The organism is Aeromonas sp. 2MA4 (assembly GCF_029237305.1).
Taxonomy (GTDB): domain Bacteria; phylum Pseudomonadota; class Gammaproteobacteria; order Enterobacterales; family Aeromonadaceae; genus Aeromonas; species Aeromonas salmonicida.
The window spans coordinates 1-25,832 of record NZ_JAACFY010000024.1 but is presented as its reverse complement, the minus strand read 5'-3'; the positions used below and the strand labels follow the sequence as shown (position 1 = coordinate 25,832).

Below are 25,832 nucleotides of genomic sequence, written 5' to 3'. Positions count from 1 at the left end.
GGCTCAACGCTTGCGTCATCTTCCCATCAAACGTGTTCTCAGCCTGGGCGCCGGTATACTGCTCGGCCTCTGGGTGCTCGGTGTGCTCATCCACATGCAGAGCGAGAGCCAGGCATCGCTGCACAGCGAGGCGCGCAACCGGGCGCAGGCACTGGTCGCCTATGCTGCCCGCGACATGAAACGCTGGATCAAGGAGGACAAGAACAGCGAGCTGGAACGGCTGGCCCAGGATCTGGCCGCCGAGCCCGAGATCCTCGATGCCACCCTCTATGATGCCCGTGGCATTCCCCTCGCCCAATCGGATCAGGCCGTGCCACTGGACAGCCTGCTCCCCATCGGCGGTGACAACAAGTCGCTGCCTGAGCAGGGCAAGGGACGCATCCAGTTTGTGCAGGAGATACTGGATGAGGAACAGACGCTGGGTTACCTGCGCATCACGCTGGAAGAGCATCAATTACTGGCGGAGAAGGACACCCGGCTCAAAGTGATTCAGGAAAAACAGCGGCTGATGCTGCTGGTGGCGCTGCTGGCCGGTCTGCTTATCTCCTATGGTGTACGCCGCAACTACATGCGGGTGCGCAAACACAAGAAGAAGAGTCCGCCCTCATCGGATACGCCGGCAAGCTGAACCGGCAACAGGCAGTCGGCTCATAAAAAAACGGCGACCCTAGGGTCGCCGTTTTGCATGATGTAAATGGGGATTACTTGTCGCCCAGCAGGACGGAGTCCAGCGCGATTTCGATCATGTCGTTGAAGGTCAGCTGACGCTCTTCGGAGGTGGTCTGCTCGCCGGTACGGATATGGTCGGAGACGGTGCAGATGGTCAGTGCCTTGGCACCGTACTCTGCGGCCACGCCGTAGATACCGGCCGCTTCCATCTCGACACCCAGGATGCCGTATTTTTCCATGACGTCGAACATGGAGGGATCCGGGGTATAGAACAGGTCGGCGGAGAAGATGTTACCCACGCGCACCGGCACGCCCTTGTTCTTGGCGGCTTGCACTGCATTGGCGACCAGGTCGAAGTCGGCGATGGCAGCGAAGTCGTGATCCTTGAAGCGCAGACGGTTGACCTTGGAATCGGTGCAGGCACCCATGCCGATCACTACATCGCGCAGTTTCACGTCTTCACGCACGGCACCACAGGAACCCACGCGGATCAGGGTCTTCACACCGTAGTCGGTGATCAGCTCTTTGGCGTAGATGGAACAGGACGGAATGCCCATGCCGTGGCCCATGACGGAGATGCGACGACCCTTGTAGGTGCCGGTAAAGCCGAGCATGCTGCGCACGTCACACACCTGCTCGACGTTCTCCAGGAAGGTTTCGGCGATGTACTTGGCGCGCAGGGGATCACCCGGCATCAGTACGGTATCAGCAAAGGCGCCATCTTTCGCATTGATATGAGGAGTTGCCATTCTCTTGATTCCTTCACACTAGGTTGAGTTTTATTGTCTTTATTGGTTGCCCGCCACCTGAGTGACGGGCGGGTAAATTACAGGAAGCTGGTACCGTATTCCAATTTCGGCAAACCGTGGTAGGCCGCTATGCTCTGGCCGATGTCGGCAAAGGTCTCGCGACGACCGACGGAACCCGCCTTGACCGGCTTGCCGAAGAACAGCACGGGGATGTATTCACGGGTGTGATCCGTGCCACCCCAGGTCGGATCGCAGCCGTGGTCGGCGGTCAGCACCACCACATCGCCGTCCTGCAGTATCTCGAACAGCTCCGGCAGACGGGAGTCGAAGTACTCCAGTGCATCGGCGTAGCCTTTCACGTCACGACGGTGACCGTAGGAGGAGTCGAAGTCGACGAAGTTGGTGAAGACGATGGTGTTGTCACCGGCCGCTTTCACCTCTTCCAGGGTTCTGTCCCACAGCTCGGTCAGACCCGTGCCCTTCACCTGCTTGGTGATGCCCTGGTTGGCATAGATGTCGGCGATCTTGCCGATGGAGACCACCTGGCCACCCGCTTCTTTCATGTAATCCAGCACTGTCGGCGCCGGCGGCAGCACAGAGTAGTCGTGACGGTTGCCGGTACGCTTGAAGTTGCCCTTGCCGCTGCCCACGAACGGACGCGCGATGACGCGGCCTATGTTGTAGGGCTCCAGCAGCTCGCGCACTATGTGGCACAGCTCATAGAGCTTCTCGAGGCCATAGGTCTCTTCGTGACAGGCAATCTGGAACACGGAGTCGGCAGAGGTGTAGAGGATCGGCTTGCCGGTGCGCATGTGCTCTTCGCCAAGGTCATCCAGCACCTGGGTACCGGAGGCATGGCAGTTGCCGAGGTAACCCGACAGCCCAGCCTTCTCGACGATGGCGTCCAGCAGCTCCTGCGGGAAGCTGTTGTGGTGATCCTTGAAGTAGCCCCACTCGAACAGCACGGGCACACCTGCAATTTCCCAGTGGCCGGACGGTGTGTCCTTGCCGGAAGAGAGCTCCTGAGCGAAACCGTAGGCACCGACAACCTCGATATCCTTCTTCAACCCTTCCGGGAAGTAGCCGGAAGCGAGTTCGCCCGCATGGCCCAGACCCAGCTTGTTCAGGTTCGGCAGATTGAGGGCGCCACGGCCTTCAATGTCACCCGCAGCGCAGGCCTTGGCGATATGGCCAAGGGTATTGGCGCCCACATCTCCGAACTTGTCGGCATCGGCAGCAGCGCCAATACCGAAAGAGTCCATCATCAGAATAAAGGTACGTTTCATGGGTTTTCCCCTTGTTACAAATCAGCCAGACCGATGCGACGGTAAACCTCAGGCAACGCCTGGGGCTGGGTATCACCGATCTTGACAGCTGCCTGCACCATGCTGGCAGCCTGAGCAAATTGATCTTCAGTTTGAGCGTGGATCAGCGCGAGCGGCTTGTCAGCATCGACGCTTTGACCCAGTCGGATAAAGTCGGTCAGACCGACGGCGTAATCGAGCTTGTCACCCGCCGCGCGGCGACCGCCACCCATGGCAACCACGGCCAGACCCAGCTCGCGGGTATCCATGGCGGTCACGAAGCCGGCATTGGCAGCATACACTGGGCGCACAATAGCAGCCTTGGGCAAGTGACTGTCATAACGTTCCATGAAATCGGACGGACCACCAAGACCAGTGACCATGCGCCCGAAGATCTCGGCCGCCTTGCCGTTGTCCAGCACCGCCTGCAGTTTGCGGCGAGCATCGGCGTCGTCGCTGGCCAGATGGGCAGAGATCAGCATCTCGGCACACAGGCTCATGGTGACTTCGTGAATGCGCGGGTTGCGATATTCACCGGTCAGATAACGCACCGCTTCACGCACTTCCACCCCGTTACCGGCGCTGGAGGCCAGCACCTGGTTCATGTCGGTCAGCAGGGCAGAGGTGCGGCAACCGGCACCGTTGGCCACGGCCACTATGCTCTTGGCCAGCTCTTCGGACGCTTCAAAGGTCGGCATGAAGGCACCTGACCCCACCTTGACGTCCATCACCAGCGCTTCCAGCCCGGAGGCGAGCTTCTTGGAGAGGATGGAGCCGGTGATCATGGCGATGGATTCAACGGTCGCCGTGATGTCGCGTACCGCATAGATGCGCTTGTCGGCGGGCGCCAGATCGCCGGTCTGGCCTATGATGGCCACACCCGCCTCTTTCACCACTTTCAGGAAACGATCGTTGTCGACCGAGGTCTGGTAGCCGGGAATGGCATCCAGCTTGTCCAGAGTACCACCGGTATGACCCAGACCGCGGCCGGAGATCATGGGCACGAAACCACCGCAGGCGGCGACCATGGGGCCCAGCATCAGGGAGACCACATCACCCACGCCACCGGTGGAGTGTTTGTCGACAATGGGGCCCCCCAGATTGAGGTGCTCCCAGTTCAATACCATGCCGGAGTCACGCATGGCACAGGTCAGGGCGACCCGTTCATCCATGGTCATGTCTTTGAAGTAAACCGCCATCGCCAGCGCCGCAATCTGGCCCTCGCCTATGGTGTTGTTGGTAATGCCCTGAACGAAGAATTGAATCTCTTGGGTACTGAGCGCTTCACCGTTGCGCTTCTTGCGAATAATTTCTTGAGGCAAAAACATCTTTCATTCCCTCCGCCATTGCTGGCGTTACCTAAGCCGTTATCCCTGCCCGCACGCCATCTGGCGGGGGCATAACAGGGCGAGCCGCGCTCGCCCTCTCATCAACTTAGTAACCGCTGGTGTTGGCAGGCTTGTCGCCATGCCCCAGCGTGGCCAGCAGGCTGGCCAACAGGCTGGATGCACCAAAGCGGAAGGTGCGGGGGGAGACCCAGTCTTTGCCCAGGATCTCTTCAGCCATGGCGAGGTACTGACCCGCGACAGCGGCATCTTTTACGCCACCGGCTGGCTTGAAGCCGACTTTCGGGTTCTTGGCCTTGATCACTTCCATCATGATGCGGGCAGCGATCGGGGTCGCATTGACCGGCACTTTACCGGTGGAGGTCTTGATGAAATCGGCACCGGCATCGATACAGATCTCGGAAGCGCGACGGATCAGCGCCTCTTCTTTCAGCTCGCCGGTCTCGATGATCACTTTCAGCAGTGCCTTGTCGCCACAGGCTTCCTTACAAGCTTTGACCAGATCGAAGCCAACCTGTTCATTGCCAGCCATGAAGGCGCGGTACGGGAACACCACGTCCACTTCGTCGGCACCGTAGGCGACGGCGGCGCGGGTCTCGGCCACGGCGATCTCGATATCGTCGTTGCCATGGGGGAAGTTGGTCACGGTCGCAATGCGTACGTCGGCGGCACCGATTTCACGCAGGGTTTTGCGAGCAATGGGGATGAAACGGGGGTAAATGCAGACAGCGGCGGTCAGGCCGGCCGGTGACTTGGCCTTGCGGCACAGGTCGACAACCTTCTTATCGGTGTCATCATCGTTCAGGGTGGTCAGGTCCATCAGGTTCAGGGCGCGTTGGGCGGCCAGTTTCAGATCAGTCATTCTATTCTCCAAAGTCTCGATTTAATCCAGATCTCAAGGGCGAGCGTCTGCTTGTCGCAACGCAACCAGCAAGACACGACTCCCCAAGATACGGGAATGGAATTACAGCGCGAATGCACAGGCACCATGCAGGCACTACGACTGTAAATAAGGCAAGAGCCCTGTCACTTTCTTACAAAAGTGCGGACTTGGTTCCATGAAGACTTGAGAAAGGCCGACGACTTCTGACCCGACTTCCCAATCAATTCCATTTGACCGCCAACACCCGACTTGATCGGGCATTAGTCAATGCCAGCACCCTGCTGGCAATGCCTATTTCAGCCGAGATACCCCGTGTTTGCAAGCCGGATTTGCCAATTTCAGAGGTACCTCACATCTGGCAAATCCGGTACTGGAAAGTGCGTCAAGAGAAGAAACGTGTGAGTACCCAGGAGTAAGCAATGCCCCCGAGATAGACTCCTACGATCCCCATCACCCCGGACAGGACGGGTGGTGCAGGGATCGGCAATTTGAGGAAAGAAAACAACAAGCCAACGATAAAGCCGGCCGCCATCGCCAGTAGCACTTCATTCATATAACCTCCGATTTGACTCATTTTATTATTAGTTTAGAAAGGAAAACGGTTGTCACCGCCCCAAACGCGAACGCCACAGCATTTCGCTGTGGCGTTCGTCTTTACCTGTGTGTCAGGCAAATATTACATGGCAGTCAGTGCCAGGAAGAAGCCTGCGATAGTGGCAGACATCAGGTTGGACAGAGAGCCAGCCAGTACGGCTTTCAGACCAAACTTGGCAATGGTGCTGCGACGGTTCGGTGCCATTGATCCCAGACCACCCAGCAAGATGGCAACGGAGGAGAGGTTGGCAAAGCCGCACAGGGAGAAGGAGATGATGGCCTTGGTGTGTTCTGACATGGCCACACCGTTGATCAGTACTTCATCCTTCAGATACGGGGCAAAGTTCAGGTAAGCCACGAATTCGTTCACCACCAGTTTCTGGCCGATGAAGGAACCGGCAACCACGGCTTCGCTCCAGGGTACACCGATCAGGAAGGCCAGCGGGGAGAACAACCAGCCCAGCAGCAGTTCCAGAGAAAGCTCCGGCATGCCGAACCAACCACCCACACCAGAGAAGATACCGTTGATCATGGCGATGAGGCCGATGAAGGCCAGCAGCATGGCACCTACGTTCAGAGCCAGTTGCAGACCGGCGGATGCACCGGCAGCGGCGGCATCGATCACGTTGGCAGGCTTGTCTTCCAGATCGCCTTCAGCAGAGTTTTCGTCATAGCTGGGGGATTCGGTCTCCGGCACCAGCAGCTTGGCGAACAGGAGACCACCCGGCGCGGCCATGAAGGAGGCGGCAATCAGGTATTCCATCTTGACGCCCATGGAGGCGTAACCTGCCAGCACGGAACCGGCAACGGAGGCCAGACCACCACACATGACGGCGAACAGCTCGGAGTCAGTCATCTTGGAGATGAAAGGACGCACAACCAGCGGCGCTTCAGTCTGACCAACGAAGATGTTGGCAGTCGCAGAGAGAGATTCTGTACGGGAAGTGCCCAGTACTTTTTGCAGGCCACCACCCAGCAGCTTGATCACCCACTGCATGATGCCCAGATAATAAAGAACTGCGATCAGGGAAGAGAAGAAGATGATGACGGGCAGAACGCGGAAGGCAAAGATAAAGCCGCCGCCACCGAACACTTCAAACATCTTGTTGCTGACCAGGCCACCGAACAGGAAGTCGATACCATTCTGGCCATAACCGATGACGCTGGAAACGGCATCAGATACACCCACCAGAATATCGCGACCCACAGGGACATACAGTACAAATGCACCCAGACCAGCCTGGATTGCGAAGGCACCGGCCACGGTGCGAATTCTTATTGCCTTGCGGTTGCTGGAGAACAGCACCGCGATAAGGATGAGCGTTGCCATCCCCACCAGACCCATTATCAAATTCATTATTAACACTTCCTCTTTAGTAGCACCTTCCAGCTTGTTAACAACTTGTGTGTTTCTGCTGTCAATCAAGGGTGCGCATTATACTAATTACAGGAAGACAAAGTAGAATGCTGGTCACATTTTATAAGCATGAAATACGCTGGAGGTCGCCAAATTAGACCGCAAACGATTTTTACTCCCTGCAACTTTCAGCACAACGCAACCTGACGTTAATCAAATGTTGCCAAACCCTCTTTCGATCTGGAAAGCACGCAAAGTGGATTCATGTAACACCGAAGCAACATGAGACAATGGCTGTTGCCGCAACTCGGCCAATAGTTGCGCAATTTTTGGCAAGTTGGCGGGGGTGTTTGGTCGCCCCTGCTGCCCTTGCAACGGCATGTCCGGCGCGTCCGTCTCCAGCAGCAAGGCTTCCAGCGGCAGATCGCGGATCGCCTCTCGTGTCTTGTTGGCCCGATCAAAGCTGATCACGCCTCCGACCCCCAATCGAAACCCCAATTGCCAGAATGCCTGTCCTTGTTGCAGCGAACCGCTAAAGGCATGAATGACGCCGCCTCTGGCCGGTTTGAAGCGGCGCAATATTTTCGCGACCGTATCATTGGCCCGCACCGAGTGGATAATCAGTGGCAACTCATGATCCATGGCCAGCCTGATCTGCGCCTCGAACAGTTCAAGCTGCCCCTCCTGCGGCACATGGGAGCGCAGATCCAGCCCGCATTCCCCAACCGCCACCAGACCGCGAGGCCGGGCAGCCAGCAATCCTTGCAACCGGGTCAATACCCCTGGCGTCTGGGCGCCTACGTACCAGGGATGAATACCCAGTCCATAGGCAATGCCCGCATGCTGTTCGCTCAGCGCCATCACCCGGGCCCAGTTTTCCTCCCCCACGGCGGGAATGATATACTCGCCGACCCCCAGCTGCCGGCACTCGGCCAGCAGCGCCGCCCGGTCGGGATCGAAGACCGGGAAGTCGAGATGGCAATGGGTGTCGATCAGTTGCATGTCACTTTCACCTGTTTGTCGTATTTGATGGGTCTACTCAATAATAATGAAACGCTCGAACCTTGGCTTTACCCTGATTGAACTGGTGCTGGTCATCATAGTGCTGGGGATCCTGGCCGTCACCGCCCTGCCCCGCTTCATCAATATCAAGGATGATGCGCTCAAGAGCACTGTCTCCACCACCTCAGCCAGCTTTGCCGGTGCGGTGCAACTGGCCCACGCTGGCTGGGCGGTCAAGACGAAAGGGGAGCCGCTGGCACTCTATAACTTTAGCGGCATGGGTAAGCAGGATCTCGACATCAACCGGTATGGCTGGCCGGTGGGCACCAAGGAAGACCAGGGAGGCCAAAGCCCCGATACCATTTTCCCGGGTGGCGACAGTGATCAGATCTCCGTCAGCAGTCCGGATGATTGCGAGTCCCTTTTCACCGCCATACTGGACACCGATCAAACCGTGGCTGACCAGGGCAAGAAGAGCGCTGACACCCATTACATCTCGCAAGAGCTCAATGTGCCGGATCAGGCCGATAACGGACTCAGTCACAACAACTGCCGCTATATCCTGCGCGCCTCCATCGACCGCTTCCCGGCCTATCCGGATGGCCTCTCCTTCGACTACAACAGCGTTACCGGGGCCGTGACTCGCAATTTTGATTGAGAGACTCTGCATCGCACTCTGGCTCAGCCTTCTTTGTCTCATCTTCATCATAACGAACAGGCATGCAGCAGCGTCGGTTCTCCTGTGTGAGTCCCCACTCCTCGCACCACGCATCGTAGCGGGCCAGCCAGCGTAACAAGACACCTTTCATCGTCTCTGCTCCTTGGGGTTGCTATAAAGCGGTTCTATACCCTGCTCCCCTGCCTCATACCGGCCAAGCACAATCGGGCCAACGGCATCATGACGCTTCGGACGGCAACAGCAGCCCCATGCTGATTTCGTCGACATAGCCCTCGTCCAGCTGATACGCCTGCCGCCGCAACCCCTCATCCCTGAAACCACACTTGCGGTAGAGTGAATGAGCCACCTCGTTATGGGCCATGACACCCAGCTCCAGCCGGTTGATACCCAGATCGCTGGCAGCCTCAATAAGCGTGCGCAGTAACCGCTCTCCCCAGCCCTGACCGCGCGCACTCGGCCGCAGCCCCATCACCACCAGTGCACAATGGCGATTGCGATGCATGTTCCCTCCCAACAGGACGGCAAAACCCTGCACCTCACCACCCAGGCTCAGCAGCCACATCCGCTGATTGGGGCTGGCCCGCATAGCCGCCAGACGCTGGCGCTGACCCTCGACATCGGAGGGGCGCTCCCCTGCCTCATACAGCATGAAGCAGGTCTCCCGATCCAGTTGCTGAAAGAAGTGGTCCAGCGCCGCCGCATCCTCCACGTTTGCCAGACGAATCGTCATGCTCACCCTCCCTGTTTGACTGCAGTGCCGGATCACGGTCATAAAAAACGACTCCATTTGGAGTCGTTTTTTATCAGAGCCATCGGGCCAGTTCAATCAATGGCGATACCGGCAGATCAGTTGCCGGCTGGCAGACTGAGTCTGGCAACCGCTTCAACGTGCATTGAGTGAGGGAACATGTCCACCGGCTGCACCTCGTCCAGCACAAAGCCCTGCTTGACCAGCCAGGCGAGGTCGCGGGCCAGGGTCTGCGGGTTGCAGGAGACATAGACCAGACGACGCGGTGCCATGGCGACCAGCGTCTGCAGTACCGCCTTGTCACAACCCTTGCGGGGCGGATCCATCACCACCACGTCAGCGGTCACGCCCTGGGCGTGCAGCTCGGGCATCAGCTGCTCGGCCTTGCCGACATGGAATTCTGTGTGCTCGATGCCGTTGAGGGCTGCGTTGCGACGGGCATCGCTGATGGCGCTCTCCACCGACTCGATCCCAACTACCTTGGCGGCCTTGCCTGCCAGGAACAGGGAGATGGTGCCGATACCGCAATAGATGTCGAACACCGTCTCGTTGCCGGTCAGCTCGGCATACTCGAGGGCGCTGGAGTAGAGCACATCGGTCTGGGTCGGGTTGTTCTGGAAGAAGGAGAGCGGCGAGATCTCGAACTCGAGTTCGTGGATCTTGTCGCGGATCACCCCTTCGCCCAGCAGCACCCGGTTGGTGGCGCCCAGAATGCGGTTGGTGCGCTCATCGTTGATGTTCTGCACCAGGGTAGTGACCGGCAGATCGCTTAAGCTCGCCAGCAGCTCGGCTTCGAACGGCAGCGTTTCACCCAGGGTGACCAGCACCACCATCAGCTCGCCGCTCTTGAAGCCCTTGCGGGTCATCAGGTTGCGCACACAGCCGGTGTGGTTCACCTCGTCATAGGCCGCGATGTCATGCTCGCGCATCCAGTTGCGCACCCGGGCATTGAGCTCCACGTGCAACGAGTCCTGCACAGCGCAATCGTCGGCGGTGATGAGATCGTGAGAGTGCTTGCGATAAAAGCCAATCTCGGCACCGGCGTCGCAGCCACGCACCGCATATTGCGCCTTGTTGCGATAGGCGAACGGGCTCTCCATGCCAAGGATCGCCTTGACCGGGGTATCACCCAGCCCGGCCTGCTCCAGTGCGCTCTGCACCAGAGCCTGCTTGAGCTTGAGCTGGGCCGGATAGGCCAGCGGGCGTACCTGACAACCACCGCACTCTGTGTTGGGGCAAAAGTCGGCGACCCGATCGGCAGAGGGCTGGAGCAGCTCGGTGACCTTGCCGTGCAGATAGTTCGGCTTGACCTCGGTCAGCTCCACCAGCGCCTGCTCACCGGGCAGCAGACCCTCGACGAACAGGGGGCGGTCGAACAAGCGTCCTTTGCCATCTCCCTTGTCAGTCAGTTCCAGGATCTCGATCTGGTGTTGATGTCCCACTAACGGCATGAGCGGCTCCAAAGGCATAGAAAATGATGGGGAAAATGGGGCAAGCCCATTAAGGGTGGCAGAGTTTAGCGGAGATCTGCCCAAATTGCAGGCATAAAAGGTTGGGTAAAGCGCACTCTACTTTTGCAGGCATAAAAACGCCGCCGGCATAACCGGCGGCGCACTCTTGTTGGCACATGGCCACGACTGGGTTACAGGCTATAGGCTTTCTCACCGTGGGTGGTGACATCCAGCCCTTCACGCTCCGCATCTTCTTTGACTCGCAGACCGACCATCAGATCCACCAGCTTGAAAGCCACCACAGAGATAACACCGGACCAGAGGATGGTGATCCCGACCCCGATGGCCTGGATCTTCACCTGAGCCAGGATGGAGTAACCCTCCGCAACCTGGTTGGTGACATAGTCCCACACACCGGTACCGCCCAGATCCGGGCTGGCGAAGACGCCGGTCAGCAGGGCACCGAGAATGCCGCACACACCATGCACACCAAACACGTCAAGACTGTCATCGGCGCCAAGCAAGCGCTTGAGACCGTGAACTCCCCACAACCCCGCCACGCCACCAATCAGGCCCATCACAAGGCCACCACCCACACCGACAAAACCGGCCGCCGGGGTGATCACCACCAGACCGGAGACGGCACCTGAGGCTGCGCCCAGCAAGGAGGGACGCCCCTTCATCACCCACTCGGCCAAGGTCCAGGAGAGCGCAGCGGCGGCCGGGGCCACCCAGGTGTTGATAAAGGCCAGCGCTGCGGTGCCATTGGCTTCCAGTGCGGAGCCTGCGTTGAACCCGAACCAGCCGAACCAGAGCAGGGAGGCCCCTATCATGGTCATGGTGAGGCTGTGCGGTGTCATGGGATCACGACCGTAACCCAGACGCTTGCCCACCAGATAAGCCCCCACCAGACCGGCTACGGCGGCGTTGATGTGCACCACAGTGCCACCGGCAAAATCCAGTGCGCCATGCTGGAACAGATAACCGGCCGTCGCCGTTGCTGCGGCTGCAGCATCAACCGTGGTATAAGCATCCGGGCCCGCCCAGTACCACACCATGTGGGCCAGCGGTATGTAGGCGAAGGTGAACCAGATCACCGAGAACAGCAAGACGGCGGCGAACTTGATGCGCTCGGCGAAGGCCCCCACGATGAGGCCGCAGGTAATGGCCGCGAAAGCCCCTTGAAACACCACATAGATAAACTCGCTGATACCGACGCCTTTGCTGAAAGTGGCCGCGATGGAATCAGGGGTTACCCCCTTGAGCAGCACCTTGCTGAAAGAACCGTAAAGGCTGTTGCCCTCGGTAAAGGTCAGTGAATAACCGTAGATCACCCACAGCACGCAGATGAGCGAGAACAGGGTGAACACCTGCATCAGTACGCTCAACATGTTCTTGCTACGTACCAGACCGCCATAAAACAACGCCAACCCGGGGATCGACATCAGGATCACCAAGGCTGCAGAGAGCAGCATCCAGGTATTGTCACCCTTGTTGATGGTCACGGCAGCCACCACTGGCGCCGCTGCCTGTACAACATCGACCGATGCGGCCACCAGCTCTTCAGCCCAACTGGGGCTGGCCAGCAAGGCGGCAAGCGCCAACCAGCCTGTCATCACGAGTCTCTTGAGCATACTGCCTTCTCCTTCCCTGTCGTCCCGGCACCAGTCCGGGTCCATTTCCTGATATGAATATCGAATCCATGAGTCGCGTCACACACTGAATTCACTTTGTTGCACCACTGTTACTCGGCAGTGCATCGACTTGTCCAGCATCATGGCAATCTCAAAGCATAAAACAGGCCAACTCACTAAATCATTTAAGATCAATATCTTGTGGTCATACAGGCTGAGCAATGCACCAGAGTTGATCACAAGGTACGTCAGCATGGGAGCAAGGGCGCACTTATGCTGTGCAGGGTAACCCGCTCGCACCGAAATAGAGCAGAGCATAAACCAGGTCAGATGACAGACCGGTGACGACAAAACCGCAGGTGACAACGGGATATACCTGGCTAGCGCCAGTGATGAATGCAGACACAGAGAGAAAGCAGTGAAGAGAGGCAAGCAGTGACACAATATCCAAGGCCATCAGCAAGGGTGGTCTTTGCTATTGGCTTGGATCTGACAGGGCACAATCATGAGCATGCCGCCACTTTGACGCCATAACACAATGTTCAGACACTGAAAAAACGTAAGGCCACCCGCTTGGGTGGCCTTACGTCATTGAATTCTAATGGTGCCGGGGTCTCTATCGAAACGTGGAATTATGCATATGATTTTAAAGGAAAATGTCACATGTGATTTTTACTTATACCCCCATAAGTACCCCCACCACAGTTATGGTGGCGTCTGTATCTCTGGATCATTACGGGATATCTCAAGGCTAAGCCCCTTCCCTGTCTCGGAGAAATGCTCCCTGTTTAGGGTACGGTGAGGGCCCGTCCAGATAAGCGCCCCTACATTTGATTACCGGCGCACCGGTCCGCGGGTCACCATCCCCAGCTAAGTCCATGGCCGGAGCCACCAGTGTATCGGTCGGCGTACCGGTCGGCCCCGCCGAAATGTCGGGTCAGGTCATCAGCTACACCAAGAGCAACTGGGTAGAGGTCAGTTCCCTATTGCCCTCCCCCTGCTTCATACTCACCGAGTTGTTCTTCGCGCCGATGTATTTCGTTTTGCGCAGTTCTGCGCAATTGCGCAATCTTCAAGCCTCCCATCTGCTCCCCAGGCCCTGCCACACTAGGCTCCTCCAATATGGGCTCACCATTGTGTTTCGTTTTTGCGCAGATAAAGTGCGCAGATAAAGTGCGCAAACTGCGCAATTCCGTGGGGGGTAGAAAAGGGGTATGTGGAGCACTCTATCGTATTGATTGGGGGTCAGCTCTGCTCTGTCGGATAGATGCTGTGCTTCCTATCCCACCACACAATGTGAAAGTGCGCATGGGAAATGTATCCCCAGACACGCTCAGTGTTACCTAAACGAAATCGGAACACTGTCTCATATTGCTCTAAGTCTAGATCGCACCATCGCTGTTGGGCATCTGGAATCAGATCTCCCACCTCGTGACTATGGTGCAACTTGTGGCTGCGCTTTCCACCTGACGAGAAGCCATCAATCTCTTGCCACGTTAATTTGGCAAATTCTTTAAATGGGGGGTGGATTGTATTGTCCCACTCATGTTGCTCCCATGCTCGAGCCTCACCCCAGGACCATTGGCCTACAAGGTCAGCCTTGGTACAACACCAGGTGACAAGTGAGCCAAAACGGCTGCCATCCTTGATTGCTTTAGGAGCTTTCTCTGCGGCAGCCGCCGCGCGCTCAAGATGAGGGGCTAGGCGGGGACCTTCATTTAGTGGGGGGGTAACGGCCTGCCGAGGCTGTTGATCAGTTTTGACCTTCGCAATTAAGGCTGCCTTGCTAGCTTCAAACTTTTCCTGTGAAAGTGCCTTTTTAGCCGCACGCGCCTCAGCCTTCTTGCTCATAAGGAAGGCTAGAGGGAGGAGTAATATTCATGAATGGCGTCTATCGGGATTACCGCATCAGATGAGGCTCCAACTGGAAGATCAGCGCGGGCATTGAGCCACGGATTTTCTTGATGAGTTAGATTGCTCAGCCATTGAGCTGTGTGGTCACCATAGAATCCGAGAACCTTATCAATGTTGGCACGTTGTTCAGCTGTCAACGCGTTGCTGTCACCGTCCGCAAACAAATTTGCATCCACCTTAAACTGACCACGGTGGAGCGCATACAGGGATGGCAGTACAGGCCCGTTCGCCCATGCTTGAAAGTCGTTCGTGAAAAGCGGCTCTTCTTCCCACACTAAATTCCATGCCTGCGAGTAGTACATCAGCTTCTGGAGTTTCATGGCTGATATCTCACCCATGCTCTCGGTGATGTACTTCGCGACGTCGAAAATGGTCGCCATAATTTACGGTCCTCTATCTAGGCCAGTCCTGACCATTTCATCTGGCATCACTATAGCCTTTATCAAGAACCGGGTCACTCGTTCCGAGACATCCCACGACATCCCTTAGCGTCCTGCCAATCGATCGTAAAAAGTGATGACGCTAGACCTGACATGCTCGGAGTTTGCGGCCAGTGATGGCAAGGGATCTGGCAGGATGCCGTCGAGTTAGGTGCGGAGTTACCGCTATCGGAGCAATGAAGTATCGGCCGTGTCAGAGAAACCACGACACTGTCTATGCAGAGGGCCACCTGGTGAGCGCAGCTAATGGCCAGGGAATGACGCCGCATGAACAGAGCCCACCAAGTGGCGGCAGGAAGCATAGCCGACTTCGGTTGAGAATATGAGGCCTTTATCCAGTAAAGCATGTCTATTAATAGGCACAAGACGATAACCATCAGGTGTCTTGATGGGGAGTTCTGCAACCCCCTGTTGCCAATCGGCCATAGAGCCACGTTCAGTGAGGTCGCTGGCGGCGTAGCCGGCGGTCTGCAGAATAACTCCCTCCGCATCCGGCTCGATGGTGCCCTAGGCAGTACATAGGCATGACCATGCCATATGTGGAGCACCCCATTATTGACCATCAATTGAGTTCCGCTTGTGCGCAGATTCGAGGATTCTGAGAACCAGAGCGAGTCGATTTGCTCCTGCGGCTATCAGCAGGCGTCGGAGTTATCACCCGAGAGGTTCTGTTACAGGGCCACCTGTATGCGCGCGCCAACTCGTCCCGTTACGGTTGGTGAGCGACTCTGCATCCACTGCGCTGCGCCCATGTATCGACTGGCCGGCTACTGGTGGTGTGAAGGGGGTGGCCAAAGCCTTGCTATTGAGCTTGGTGATCACTAGATCGGTATAAGCAGGGGGAGTGAGGTAACGCGCCCGGTTATTTGGGCGCGTCAATATGGGTCACCGTGGGGCTTCACCAAACAGAACACTCAAGCTGAAATGTCAAAGTGAGTGGGTTAAATTTGTGGTGCGCCTTGAATGACAATTGGGTTGCCTATTCTGTTCGCTGCGGTCGAGAACTTTGTAAATTCAGCTTTTCTCGCTCTTTCCGCCAGTCTATTGATGTTTACATGTATAGCGCCTTGGTAGACTGCCTCATCAAGTCCATGTCCAAATGCGTATCCCACATTTTTGGTAAGAACAAATCGGTCATGAAGTTGGTTTGATGGCCAAATCCATGTCTCAATAACGAAGTTTTCCGGCAATCGTGGTTTTATATGGTCCTCCATGCCACGAAGTATATCTTGTCTCTATTTAGGGGCGTGTTGATTAACTTGCTCGGTCGTATGTAGATATATTTTATTACATTGACCTCTATTGCCGTTGAGCTTAGATATGAACTCTATAAGAGGTGATCGATAGCGCTCATCAGTAGGGTGGAAATAAGGGTCAACAAAGAGCGCGATTGATGCAATTGATAACGACTTTTCAATTGAAGTTGCAATGGACGTCGCGGTCCTTTCTACAGAAATTGTTTGAGCAATGCGCCAGCTATCTGGTTCATTTTCAAGAAAATTTTCGTAGTTAAACTCTCCTGCGGCTACATTCGAAGCTGTGCTTATTATTGCATTTAAAGCCAGAAGCTGTTTGGCATATCTGGCTTGTTTAATCCACTCATCTAGTTCAGAAGGGATGTTTAATCCGGTGAAAACAGATGATTCAGAAATTATAGATATATCATCGAAACATTTTCGTCTTGCTATGGGGCTTAACCCCATACGGCGAATGAAGTCTTGTTGAGCCCTTTCCCATGTTCTAGGTATCCCAGCTACCACTCGTCCATTATCAGCTCTAAAGTCGCTTAAAAAGCGCTGAAGACTATCCAGGTTTCTATAAATGGCTGCGGGATCGACAGCATATTCTCTGATCATAGTTAGACCTCCCCATAACGCTCTTCAAAGAAGCCTAGCGGCCAGTCCAATTCAAAATCACCATTTTCAGTTATATTCTGCCTTTGATAAAAAAGATTGCCGTCATGCTTGTAGACGTTAATAACTGAAATCATCTCTGGCGACACAGTTTGATAGTCAATATCTGGTGATGAAACGCGCTTAAGCAGCCTTAACATCAGGTGCTCGCTATGGGTTTCTACCAAGAACATCCGCTCTGGATCCTTGCGGCAGGCGGTCAGCATCATATCGGCTAGGCTGAGCTGCCATCTGGGGTGGATATGCAGTTCGGGTTGTTCGAAAGAGACGATCACACCTGCTTGTTCCAGACTGGTGGCGGCAATAAAGGGAAACACTTGCAATACACCTACACCGACATCACAAGGGCGCAGCGGCGTATTTGTATTGGCCTCGATTAATTGCACCTGGCGCTGTTGCAGCGGTGCCTCGCCGTGAATACTGGTTGTGAAGCGATAACTAGAATGGAGACGATCCGCATGATTGAAGCAGTAGTTTACCTGTTCTTGGTACGCATCAGAGCCGAAAGCAAAGTGATCCCAGCCTGCAGTGCCATCGTACCAGCGGCTAGTCTTAGTCTTGGCTTCAAGAAACGTTTCTCTCCCAGGAACGATCCTAAGTGGACCGACATGTAAAAGATTTTGTAACTTTCGGCTAAGAATCTTCAGCGGGGCTAAAGATGCCTGAGACAGTGCTGCTGCTGCGAATAAACTAGCTTCCAGAGGAAGCTCTGGATATTCAGACTCCCAATCAATATTATTGTCGGATATATCAATGCGTGATTCAATGGGTGGCAAAGCATCTTGATAAGGCAAATAAAGGCCTTCCCATAAAGCAGGGCTAAATATATCCAGGTTTTCAAATGGTTCAGGAATATACCAGTGCGATAATGGTGAAAAATGAGTGATCGATGCAGAACGTTTCCCTTCCTGCGCTTCAAATTTTATATAGCTGTGTGCTTTGCTTGAACATTCAAATCTACTAACAAAAACTCGTTGATTGAATTGGTCCCACGCTAAGTCTAATTCAAAGGACATTACGTCTGCAATTGCCTCTGGCCAAAATCCAAGGCTATTAATAAGTAAAAATGACTCTGCACCTGTCAGGTAGTCATCCCAAACATCTTCATTGCCATCCAGAAAATCCAACGTAGCACCGAGTGTGATGGTATTGGCTAGGTTTTTACCATGCACCATATTATGAAAGCCGCCTAACCAGAGTTGCTCACCGGTGATGGAGCTGTATTGCGGATCAAAATTTCGTTCGACTATTATTTCATAGAGATAGAGCAGCGCATGCAGCACGGTACTCTTGCCTGTACTATTGGCTCCAAATAGCAAGGTAATTGGGGCCAAAGGGATGGAGGCCTTTTTCTCTATCCCCTTAAAGCCTGCGATAGTCAGCGCGGCAATCTTCATTTTCTTCTCCCTAAGTGGGAGGTTACTCACCTCCCCTTTGTTTATAGTTGGCCAGAGAAAACTTTGTGAGATATCGAGTTAAACAGCGTGTCTATTAAAGACTGTCCATTGGATACTCTTTTTCGCCCACGAGTGATCTCATTTACAACAGCTTCGAAAGAATTTTGCGATTCAACATTTGGAAGCAGTATTTCAAACGATTTTACATCTTGTTGATTTATGCTTGATTGATTCACAGCATCTTTGGAACAATTTTTTATTTGTTGTTTTATGTTTGGCATTTTTAGCTGTTGTGTAAGAAAGACTGGATTTAGTAATTCCTCATCAACAGTAAAAAACATCATGTTGGATTCAAATACGGTTGACTCATGAAGCTTGTCAATAAATGCACACTTCCCAAGGTATTCTGGACTATTAACTCGATTAATGACTATCCCTCTTTCAATCAAAGAAAATCGAGACACTTCCTCTTTCGATATTTCAACTCGTTTGAAATATTCCTGTTCGGATAAAACGCCATCATAAAATCCATCAATCCGAAGGATCCTCGTGCCAGAGCCGTACGCAGATGATGGCTTATATAGCCCATTTGTAGGTCCTGAGCTAATCAAATCACCAAGCTTTATTCTCTCCCACCCCTTAGGATTGTTTATTGGATCGCCAAACATGTCGAGGAAGACGCTGCGCAGAAAGTCATCGGCGAGGGCGATGGCTTGTTGGCGCTTCTGACGGATGGCGTCGGCCTTATCCAGAATCGCGACCATACGCTTTTGCTCCTCGGGTGTGGGAAGAGGTATTTCGTGTTCCCAGAAAATTTTCATAGAGACACGTGGCATCTTAGCCCCCGCGACCTGCTCATTTACCCAGCGCACAAACTGCTCAGAGCGTAAATAATAAGCTAGGTATTTTCTATCCAACCGCTCGGGGTCGGGCAACATTGGTACCAGCTCCGTCGTTGCCAAACCAAGTCCATCCGGAACCACAACTTTGTTAAGATATGGTCGCAATTTGGAATAGAGGACATAGTTTTCATCAAACCAATGCGTTGATGTACCTGCCTCATCTGGTGAGCATAAGAGTTTCTCTATGACTCTACCTGTATGTGATTCAACCATATCCAAGTTAAGCAACCAGACGGAGTTTGAGTCAGCTATTTTGGGTTTTTTTATTGGTTTCGCTGGTGCGACAACACCCAGCTTTTCCATCGGCCACTTCATAGCATTTTCCCCAGCGCTTTGAGATCGCACATGATCTCGACTTCCAGTGTTCTTAATTTGCGCAGGATATCTTTGGGATCCTCATAACTCTCTTCCTTATAGACCACCTCTTTATAGCGGTTGATGGAGAGATCGTATTGCTGGGCGGCGATATCGGTCTTGGGCACGATAAAGGCTTTTTGGGTGCGATCGCGATAGTCGCGCTCATTACCCTGCTGGTCTTTAAGGTGCTCATTGTTGGGGAACTGCTCGGCCAGCTGGCGGCTGAGCTGGTGGCCAATAAAGTTGCCGACCGGCATCCGCTGCTGGCGGCGGTAGTGCTGCCAAGTCGAGACCAGATGGGGCAGATCGTTTTGGGCGATGGGGTTACGTTTATCATCCAGGCTATAGCCGTCATTGGCCAGATCGTAGAACCAGACGTTATCGGTGGCACCGCCCTTGGTGAAGATGAGGAGGGCGGTGGCGACCCCGGCATAGGGCTTGAAGACGCCGGAGGGGAGGTTGATCACTGCTTCCAGCTGGTTGTGCTCCACCAGCAGCTCGCGCAGCTGGACATGGGCTTTGGATGAGCCGAACAGTACCCCCTGTGGCACGATAGTGGCGCTGCGGCCACCGATTTTGAGCATCTGCAGGATACGGGCGATAAAGAGCAGCTCGGTCTTCTTGGTCTTGACCTTGGCGGTGAGCTTCGGGTCGATGTCCCCTTCATCCAGGGTGCCGGTGAAGGGGGGATTGGCCAGGATCAGGTGAAAGCCTTCGTGACTGGCGTTGGGGTAGCGGTCACTAAAGCCTTGGCTCAGTGTGTCCTGATAATGGATATCGGGCTGCTCGACCCCGTGCATGATGAGGTTCATGGCGGCGATGCGCAGCATGGTGGCGTCGAAGTCATAGCCGTGGAACATGTCGGTATCGACATGGTGGCGATAGCCGCCGAGCAGATCGCCGGCAAAGACCAGCTGCTCTTCGAGCTCGCCGCGCTCGTTGGCCACCCGCTCACGGTGGACGTTGTCGGCCGAGGTGTAGCGCTCGACGATATATTCGTAGCTGTTGGAGAGGAAACCGGCGGTACCGCAGGCGGGGTCGCAGAGGCGCTCGTGGCGGGCGGGGTTCGGCTCCATCATCTCGACCATGGCGCGGATGATATGGCGCGGGGTGCGGAACTGACCGTTGATGCCGGCGGTGGTGAGTTTGGAGAGCAGGTATTCGTAAAGATCGCCCTTGGTGTCGCCGCGCTCGATGGGGAGTTTTGCGATCATCTCGACGGCGTTGACCAAGAGGCTTGGTTTGACGATCTCGAGCCGGGCATTTTTCATAAAGTGGCTCAGGATAGAGCCTTCGTGGTTGAGGCTGCGAAAGTGGTCAAATACCCCATCGCGCACCACTTCCAGCATCTCGTCGGCGCCGAGGTGGCAGTAGCGGGAGAAGCGCAGATCCTGCTCGAATTCGGCAAAACGGCGCTTGAAGGGGACGTCGGCCAGCATCTCTTTTTGCTCGTCGCGGCTCTCTTGTAGGTCGAGCATGCGCGAGTACATCAGGAAGGTGATCTGCTCGATCACGGTTAGCGGGTTGGTGATGCCGCCAACCCAAAATTCTTCCCATAGTTTGTCGATATTGCTTTTCAGTTCACCGGTGATCATGGTTGTTCCACACTAGGGGGCCCTCTGGCGACTCAGTACACCGCCAAGAGGCTGACAAGAAGGGGCTCGCCTGGTGCGGGCCTTGATGTGGCGGGGATTGTAGCGCGATTTTCCCCGCCAGGGGCAGGTGCTTAGCGCGATGGGTTGCCGGTATCGACGCTAAAGCCATCGACGATGGCCTTGAGGGCCACCACCTGCGCCATATCCGGGAAGACACCGGTTACCCCCTGGCTGTTGACCGAGGTGAAGGGTTGCTCGAAGAGCTGCTTCATCTCGATGGCGCCAAAGTCGCGGATATGGTTCTTCAGCAGATCGAGAAACCGCATCTGGGTGGCATTGAGGCGCTGGGCGGCGGCGAAGGCAGTAAAGCGTTCGGCTACCGCTTCGCTCTCCATCCCCACAAGGGTGCGCAATATCTTGTCGATCCCAGCACTGGCCTCGGGGTAGAAGTCGCTCAGCACCTTGATATCGACGTTGGGGTTTTGGATCAGCACCAACTTACGCAGCTCGTCGAGTTCTCGCTCATCAACCGGTTGACCACGGCGGATCTTCTGCAGCACAGGGTTACTGCTAAAGAGCGGCTCCAGCGCCCCTTGCACCTGCTTGCGATAGAGCTTGAAGTCTACCGACTTGAGGTTGGTCTTGCGCTGGGCGCTCTGGTAGTCGCCCTCATCTTCGGCAATGTTGGTGATAAGTGGCGACAGCAGGGCCACGACGCTTTTCTCCATCAGATGCATGATGTCGCGCAAGGTGAAGCGAGCATGCTCGAGCTGGTCGAAATTGGTCTGCTGCCACCAGCCCTGATCGCGCAGTTGGTTGATGAGATCGCCGTGCTGCTGAACCTGTGCCAGATGCGGAGGCAGACGGTCCATCTTCTCGGTCACAATGTGGTAGCTCTTCATCAACTGCTCGGGATTATCGTAGAGAGCCCGCTGGGCGGCGATCATGTCCATATCGAAGCGCAGGGCATCGCCCTGGCCGCGCACATCGAGCCATTGCATCAGGGGGGCAATCTCGGTGAGCAGCGCCTGCTGGGTAGCCGGTGAGAACTGCCGAAGCACCTTGGGATCGCTCAAGCGGGCCTTCTCTTTCCAGCGCTCCTGTACCGAGATGGATCTGTCATCCAGCGCATCGAGTTGGGAGCGCAGCAGCAGAGTCACCTTGTCGAGAGCATCCCGGTCAAATTTCTTCAAGGCGCTACGCCCCAGCTGCAACCAGGCTTCGAAGCGCTGCTGAGCAAGCGACTTGCTGAGAGAGGGCTCGACCTCTTCGGGCTCTTGCTCGAAGTAGTCAAATACCCCCCAGTGATCGAAGATGCGGAATTTTTCTTTGTGCTTGCCAGGCCCGAACAGGTCTTTTCGAAGGCGGGTACCACGCCCGATCATCTGCCAGAACTTCACCTTGGATCGCAGGGGTTTGGCAAAGACCAAGTTGACCACCTCTGGCACATCGATGCCGGTGTCGAGCATATCGACCGAGATGGCGATGGTGAGAACTTGGTTTTTCCCTTCCCCCTTGAAATCGTCGATGAGCTGCTCGGCGCGTGGATCGTAGTTGTCGATCACCTGGCAGAACTTGCCGGCGAACTGCGGATATTGGTCATCGAACACCTCTTGCAGCAAGAGGGCGTGCCTGTGATTGCGGGCAAACACGATGGACTTGCCGGGCAGTTGCCCGTCTTTGTCCTTGATGCCGTTTTCCATCAGGTTGCGCATGATAGCGGCGTTGGTCGGCTTGTTGTAGATGGCTTTGTCGATGCTTTCGGCGTCAAAGTCGAGCAGGTTGGGGTCGATGCCGTCATCCTCCAACTGGGCGATTTGCGCGTCGGTCAGGTTGTCGCGTTTGATCCCTTCGCGCAGGAACTTGGTGGTGTGGGTCACCACCTCGTAGGGCACCAGATGATCGTCCTCGATGGCTTTTTCCAACGAGTACTCGGCGGTAGGCATCTTGTAGTCGCAGCCAAACAGCTGACAGGTGGAACGGCTGACCATTTCGACCGGTGTGGCGGTCAGCCCCACCTTCAAGCAGTCGAAGTATTTGAACAGCTCCCCGTAGACGTTGTAGATGGAGCGATGGGACTCGTCGGCAATGATGAGGTCGAAATGACCCACATCGAACTGCTCCATGATGTTGAGCATGCCCGGGTAGGTGGCGATAAAGATGCGGGCCGTCTGTCTGGTGGCCTTGTCACTGGAGCCGACGACACAGATGGGATCGCTGATAAATTCGTTGAAGGCGTTGCGGGCCTGTTTGCGCAGCTCTTTGCGATCGCACAAAAAGAGTACTCGCTTTACCCAGCGGGTATCGAGCAGCAACTTGGTCAGGGCGATGGATACGCGCGTTTTGCCTGTGCCAGTGGCCAGCACGATCAGGGCGCTGCGCTTCTTGTGGCTAAAAGATTCGGCCACCCGGCGAATCGACTCGAGTTGGTAGAGTCGGGTGCCACCACCGGCGATGTTGGTATCGATATCGGTTTGCAGCAGATCTTTTTTACTGGAGCGCTGCAAAATCAGGTGCTGCAGGCTCGCCTTGCTGTAAAAGCCAAATAGGCGGCGCGGCGGGTAGGCATGGGCAGGGTGATCATCCCAGATATTGATGTCGTATCCGTTGGTGTAGAAGATGACCGGGCGCTGCCCATACTTCTCTTCCAGCCAGTCGGCATAGAGTTTGGCCTGGTGGCGGCCCGCTTCGGCATCGACCTGGGTGCTTTTGGCCTCGATGACTGCCAGAGGCTTGTGATTATCATCCCACAGCACATAATCTGCGCGCCCTTGACCGGTCTTGGTCGGTTGGTTTTGGGTGCCCTCTTCCTGGGTGACCTGGTCGGTGTCTCTGCCGTCGTCCGAGATATCCCAGTTGGCATCGAGCAGGCGCGAATCAATCAGGCGCCGGCGCGTCTCGGCCTCGTTCATGTCGAGCAGGTTGACGGCCTGTTGGTTCTTCTGGCGGGACTGCTCAAGACGGGCCTTGAGATCGTCAGCTTGCTCTTTGGCCTGCTGCAGATCGCGCAGGATGGCGATTTCGCGCTCTTCGGCGGCCTTGAGGGCGGCGCAGGCTTTTTCCAGCTCCCGGGCCTTCTTCTTCAGGGCGTCTGTGGTGAGTTCAACCGCTTGCTGAGGGGGAAGGGTGAAGCTGCCGCACTCCTGCTGGTTACCACTGTCGTAGCGAATATAGAGCCAGGCCGAAACCAGCCAGCTCTCTTTGAGCAGCCAGAGAGAGTGCTTCTGATCGCATTTTTCACCGTGAGCCGCCTTGTTACCGTATTGGCGCAGAATATCGAGCTTCTCGACGATAGGCTTTGGCATCACCTGAACAAAGGAGTCGCCTTTGATGAGGTCGAACAGATTGGGTCGATAGCCTTGGGGCAGGCGCTCTTCCCGGTAGAGCCAGCGCACGATCAGCTCGACCATGTTGCGAAGCTTGACCAAAGCGGTCTCGGGGTCAGTGTAGACGTATCCCTCAGCCATGCCCCCCAGGTCGGCCATTTCGGGCCACTTGCGGCGCAGCATTTCGAAGTTCAAAGACTTGTTTGGCATAACGGTCAATCTTCCAGAAAGTAATCCGAATCCAGGGTCTTGATGGTGAGGACCTGGCGGGTGGTGACGCCGACGCCATATTCAATCATCAGGGCGGTTAGACGAGCACCATCGATAAGCACAATGCGCTTCTCGATCAACTCCACGTAATCGCGGGCGTCTTTGCTGAATGTGGAAGAGGTAATGAATACCCCCTTCCGGGCCCTATGCAAATCAAGGGCGCCGGCAAAGGCCTGGAGCTCAGGGCGGCCCACTGTCTTGTCGGTGTAGCGCTTGGCCTGCAGATAGATGGAGTCGAGCCCCAGCTTGTCTTCTTTGATGATGCCGTCGATCCCACCATCGCTGCTGTAACGGGTGGTCTGCCCGGCGGCAAGATCACTACCGCCATAGCCCATGGCTACCATGAGGTCCACGACCAACTGCTCGAAGAAACGGGGGGATAGGGCTAGCACTTCACCCAGCAATTCGTCAGCCAAGGAGCTATTCAGGACGGCCAGCGCCTGCTCTATCTGCTCCTGGGGAGTTTGCTGTGACGACATCACGGGCGGTTGAACAGCAGCCTCTGAGGTTGTACTGCTTTCACTGGAGGCCAGTGTGAATGCAATAAACTCCCCGAACTGGGCCAGATAGCGATTATCGATAGGCCGACCAGATGCCAACGCAGCTTGGCCGCGGGCAGTGATTAAGCAGATACCTCGCCTGGGTTGAGCAATGAGCCCAGCCTTCACCAAATATGTTTTGGCCCAGCCGACCCGCGATCTCACGGTGGTTTGACGGCCACTGGGCAGGGCTTGGGTGAGTTGTTCCGGTGTAAAAGCGTAATGTGCGCAGACAGCTTCATACACCTGGCGTAATGGGTGTGGGGCATCATCTTGAAGCGCTGCGAGCACAATGGGCATCATGCTTTCATAACTGGGTATCGGGTCGGTCATGGGCAAAGGTGGTGTGCGAAACGGTATGGTCCAGATCATCTCATAAAATCGGTCATATGTGGTTGATCCAGGACTCATAAAGGCTACGAATAAAGACGCCTTGATACGATATGGCGCTATGGAAGTGTCGCCGGGATTAACTGACGAGGTTCTCCAGGATCTGCTCCGCTTCTGGCATGTCTTGGCGATCGCTAGTTGTGTAAACCCACCAGGTTGTTCACAGATTGAAGACGGCTGATGGGGGGCTTATAGCCCAGACTTGCATGAGGACGATGCCAGTTGTACTCATGCAGCCACGGTTGCAGGTGTTCTGCCCGTTGCGCTGACGAGTCATAGCTCCGTGCATACGCCCATTCACGCAGCGCTGTCTGAATGAAGCGCTCTGCTTTGCCATTGGTTTGGGGTGTGTAAGGTTTGGTGCGCAGGTGCT

At 55.5% G+C, this 25,832-nt stretch carries 22 protein-coding genes and 1 pseudogene; 2 read left to right on the top strand and 21 right to left on the bottom strand.

The features are described from left to right. Positions 1–10: 10 nt before the first annotated feature. The gene (locus tag GWQ31_RS19460; RefSeq protein ID WP_021140887.1) at positions 11–628 is read left to right on the top strand and encodes an AhpA/YtjB family protein; all 618 of its coding nucleotides are present in this window, start codon (positions 11–13) and stop codon (positions 626–628) included. 73 nt (positions 629–701) lie between these two features. On the opposite strand, the gene deoD is transcribed toward GWQ31_RS19460, so the two are convergent. The 7 genes from deoD to GWQ31_RS19425 form a co-directional block, all read right to left on the bottom strand. Further along, positions 702–1,418 (bottom strand): purine-nucleoside phosphorylase, encoded by a 717-nt coding sequence (deoD, locus tag GWQ31_RS19455; RefSeq protein ID WP_005320418.1) that lies wholly within the window; start codon positions 1,416–1,418, stop codon positions 702–704. A gap of 77 nt (positions 1,419–1,495) precedes the next feature. After that, the gene (locus tag GWQ31_RS19450; protein ID WP_021140886.1) at positions 1,496–2,704 is read right to left on the bottom strand and encodes a phosphopentomutase; all 1,209 of its coding nucleotides are present in this window, start codon (positions 2,702–2,704) and stop codon (positions 1,496–1,498) included. Between the two features lie 14 nt (positions 2,705–2,718). After that, a complete protein-coding gene (deoA, locus tag GWQ31_RS19445) occupies positions 2,719–4,050 on the bottom strand; it encodes a thymidine phosphorylase (protein ID WP_059112475.1) in 1,332 nt (443 codons plus the stop codon). A 106-nt stretch (positions 4,051–4,156) separates the two neighbouring features. After that, positions 4,157–4,930: a deoxyribose-phosphate aldolase gene (gene deoC / locus GWQ31_RS19440; RefSeq protein WP_275910060.1), complete on the bottom strand. Its 774-nt coding sequence runs from the start codon at positions 4,928–4,930 to the stop codon at positions 4,157–4,159. 403 nt (positions 4,931–5,333) lie between these two features. Continuing rightward, the gene (locus tag GWQ31_RS19435) at positions 5,334–5,504 is read right to left on the bottom strand and encodes a DUF1427 family protein (protein ID WP_005320410.1); all 171 of its coding nucleotides are present in this window, start codon (positions 5,502–5,504) and stop codon (positions 5,334–5,336) included. 123 nt (positions 5,505–5,627) lie between these two features. Beyond that, on the bottom strand, positions 5,628–6,902 hold the full coding sequence (locus GWQ31_RS19430) for a NupC/NupG family nucleoside CNT transporter (protein WP_021140884.1): 1,275 nt from the start codon (positions 6,900–6,902) through the stop codon (positions 5,628–5,630). Positions 6,903–7,115: 213 nt separating this feature from the next. Continuing rightward, complete coding sequence (locus tag GWQ31_RS19425) at positions 7,116–7,904, bottom strand: TatD family hydrolase (RefSeq protein ID WP_275910059.1); 789 nt, start codon at positions 7,902–7,904, stop codon at positions 7,116–7,118. A gap of 43 nt (positions 7,905–7,947) precedes the next feature. Here GWQ31_RS19425 and tppF point away from each other — a divergent pair, with 43 nt between their 5' ends. Further along, positions 7,948–8,562, top strand: a complete 615-nt coding sequence (tppF, locus tag GWQ31_RS19420; RefSeq protein WP_275910080.1) for a type IVa pilus pseudopilin TppF — start codon at positions 7,948–7,950, stop codon at positions 8,560–8,562. Here tppF and GWQ31_RS19415 read toward each other — a convergent pair. From GWQ31_RS19415 to GWQ31_RS19350, 14 genes and pseudogenes are all read right to left on the bottom strand, one after another. Further along, a complete protein-coding gene (locus GWQ31_RS19415; RefSeq protein ID WP_275910058.1) occupies positions 8,531–8,713 on the bottom strand; it encodes a DUF5363 family protein in 183 nt (60 codons plus the stop codon). The genes tppF and GWQ31_RS19415 overlap by 32 nt on opposite strands. Before the next feature lie 87 nt (positions 8,714–8,800). Further along, positions 8,801–9,355 (bottom strand): GNAT family N-acetyltransferase, encoded by a 555-nt coding sequence (locus GWQ31_RS19410; protein WP_275910057.1) that lies wholly within the window; start codon positions 9,353–9,355, stop codon positions 8,801–8,803. 74 nt (positions 9,356–9,429) lie between these two features. Further along, on the bottom strand, positions 9,430–10,782 hold the full coding sequence (gene rlmD, locus GWQ31_RS19405; RefSeq protein WP_275910056.1) for a 23S rRNA (uracil(1939)-C(5))-methyltransferase RlmD: 1,353 nt from the start codon (positions 10,780–10,782) through the stop codon (positions 9,430–9,432). A 191-nt stretch (positions 10,783–10,973) separates the two neighbouring features. After that, positions 10,974–12,416, bottom strand: coding sequence for an ammonium transporter (amt, locus tag GWQ31_RS19400; RefSeq protein ID WP_275910055.1), 1,443 nt, complete (start codon positions 12,414–12,416; stop codon positions 10,974–10,976). A 1,245-nt stretch (positions 12,417–13,661) separates the two neighbouring features. After that, positions 13,662–14,267, bottom strand: coding sequence for a hypothetical protein (locus GWQ31_RS19395; protein WP_275910054.1), 606 nt, complete (start codon positions 14,265–14,267; stop codon positions 13,662–13,664). Between the two features lie 8 nt (positions 14,268–14,275). Then, on the bottom strand, positions 14,276–14,710 hold the full coding sequence (locus GWQ31_RS19390; protein WP_275910053.1) for a type II toxin-antitoxin system antitoxin SocA domain-containing protein: 435 nt from the start codon (positions 14,708–14,710) through the stop codon (positions 14,276–14,278). 1,295 nt (positions 14,711–16,005) lie between these two features. Then, a complete protein-coding gene (locus tag GWQ31_RS19385; protein WP_275910052.1) occupies positions 16,006–16,626 on the bottom strand; it encodes a hypothetical protein in 621 nt (206 codons plus the stop codon). Between the two features lie 2 nt (positions 16,627–16,628). Then, positions 16,629–18,080 (bottom strand): AAA family ATPase, encoded by a 1,452-nt coding sequence (locus tag GWQ31_RS19380; RefSeq protein ID WP_275910051.1) that lies wholly within the window; start codon positions 18,078–18,080, stop codon positions 16,629–16,631. A gap of 41 nt (positions 18,081–18,121) precedes the next feature. Next, positions 18,122–19,285: a restriction endonuclease subunit S gene (locus GWQ31_RS19375; protein ID WP_275910050.1), complete on the bottom strand. Its 1,164-nt coding sequence runs from the start codon at positions 19,283–19,285 to the stop codon at positions 18,122–18,124. 8 nt (positions 19,286–19,293) lie between these two features. Next, a complete protein-coding gene (locus GWQ31_RS19370; RefSeq protein ID WP_275910049.1) occupies positions 19,294–20,934 on the bottom strand; it encodes a class I SAM-dependent DNA methyltransferase in 1,641 nt (546 codons plus the stop codon). 131 nt (positions 20,935–21,065) lie between these two features. Continuing rightward, positions 21,066–24,470, bottom strand: a complete 3,405-nt coding sequence (locus tag GWQ31_RS19365; RefSeq protein ID WP_275910048.1) for a DEAD/DEAH box helicase family protein — start codon at positions 24,468–24,470, stop codon at positions 21,066–21,068. A gap of 5 nt (positions 24,471–24,475) precedes the next feature. After that, positions 24,476–25,009, bottom strand: coding sequence for a restriction endonuclease (locus GWQ31_RS19360; protein WP_275910079.1), 534 nt, complete (start codon positions 25,007–25,009; stop codon positions 24,476–24,478). A gap of 126 nt (positions 25,010–25,135) precedes the next feature. Beyond that, positions 25,136–25,369 (bottom strand): annotated as a pseudogene (locus tag GWQ31_RS19355) (winged helix-turn-helix domain-containing protein); the annotation flags it as partial. A 224-nt stretch (positions 25,370–25,593) separates the two neighbouring features. Next, the coding region (locus tag GWQ31_RS19350; RefSeq protein ID WP_275910047.1) for an integrase core domain-containing protein at positions 25,594–25,832 on the bottom strand (239 nt) is incomplete at its 5' end.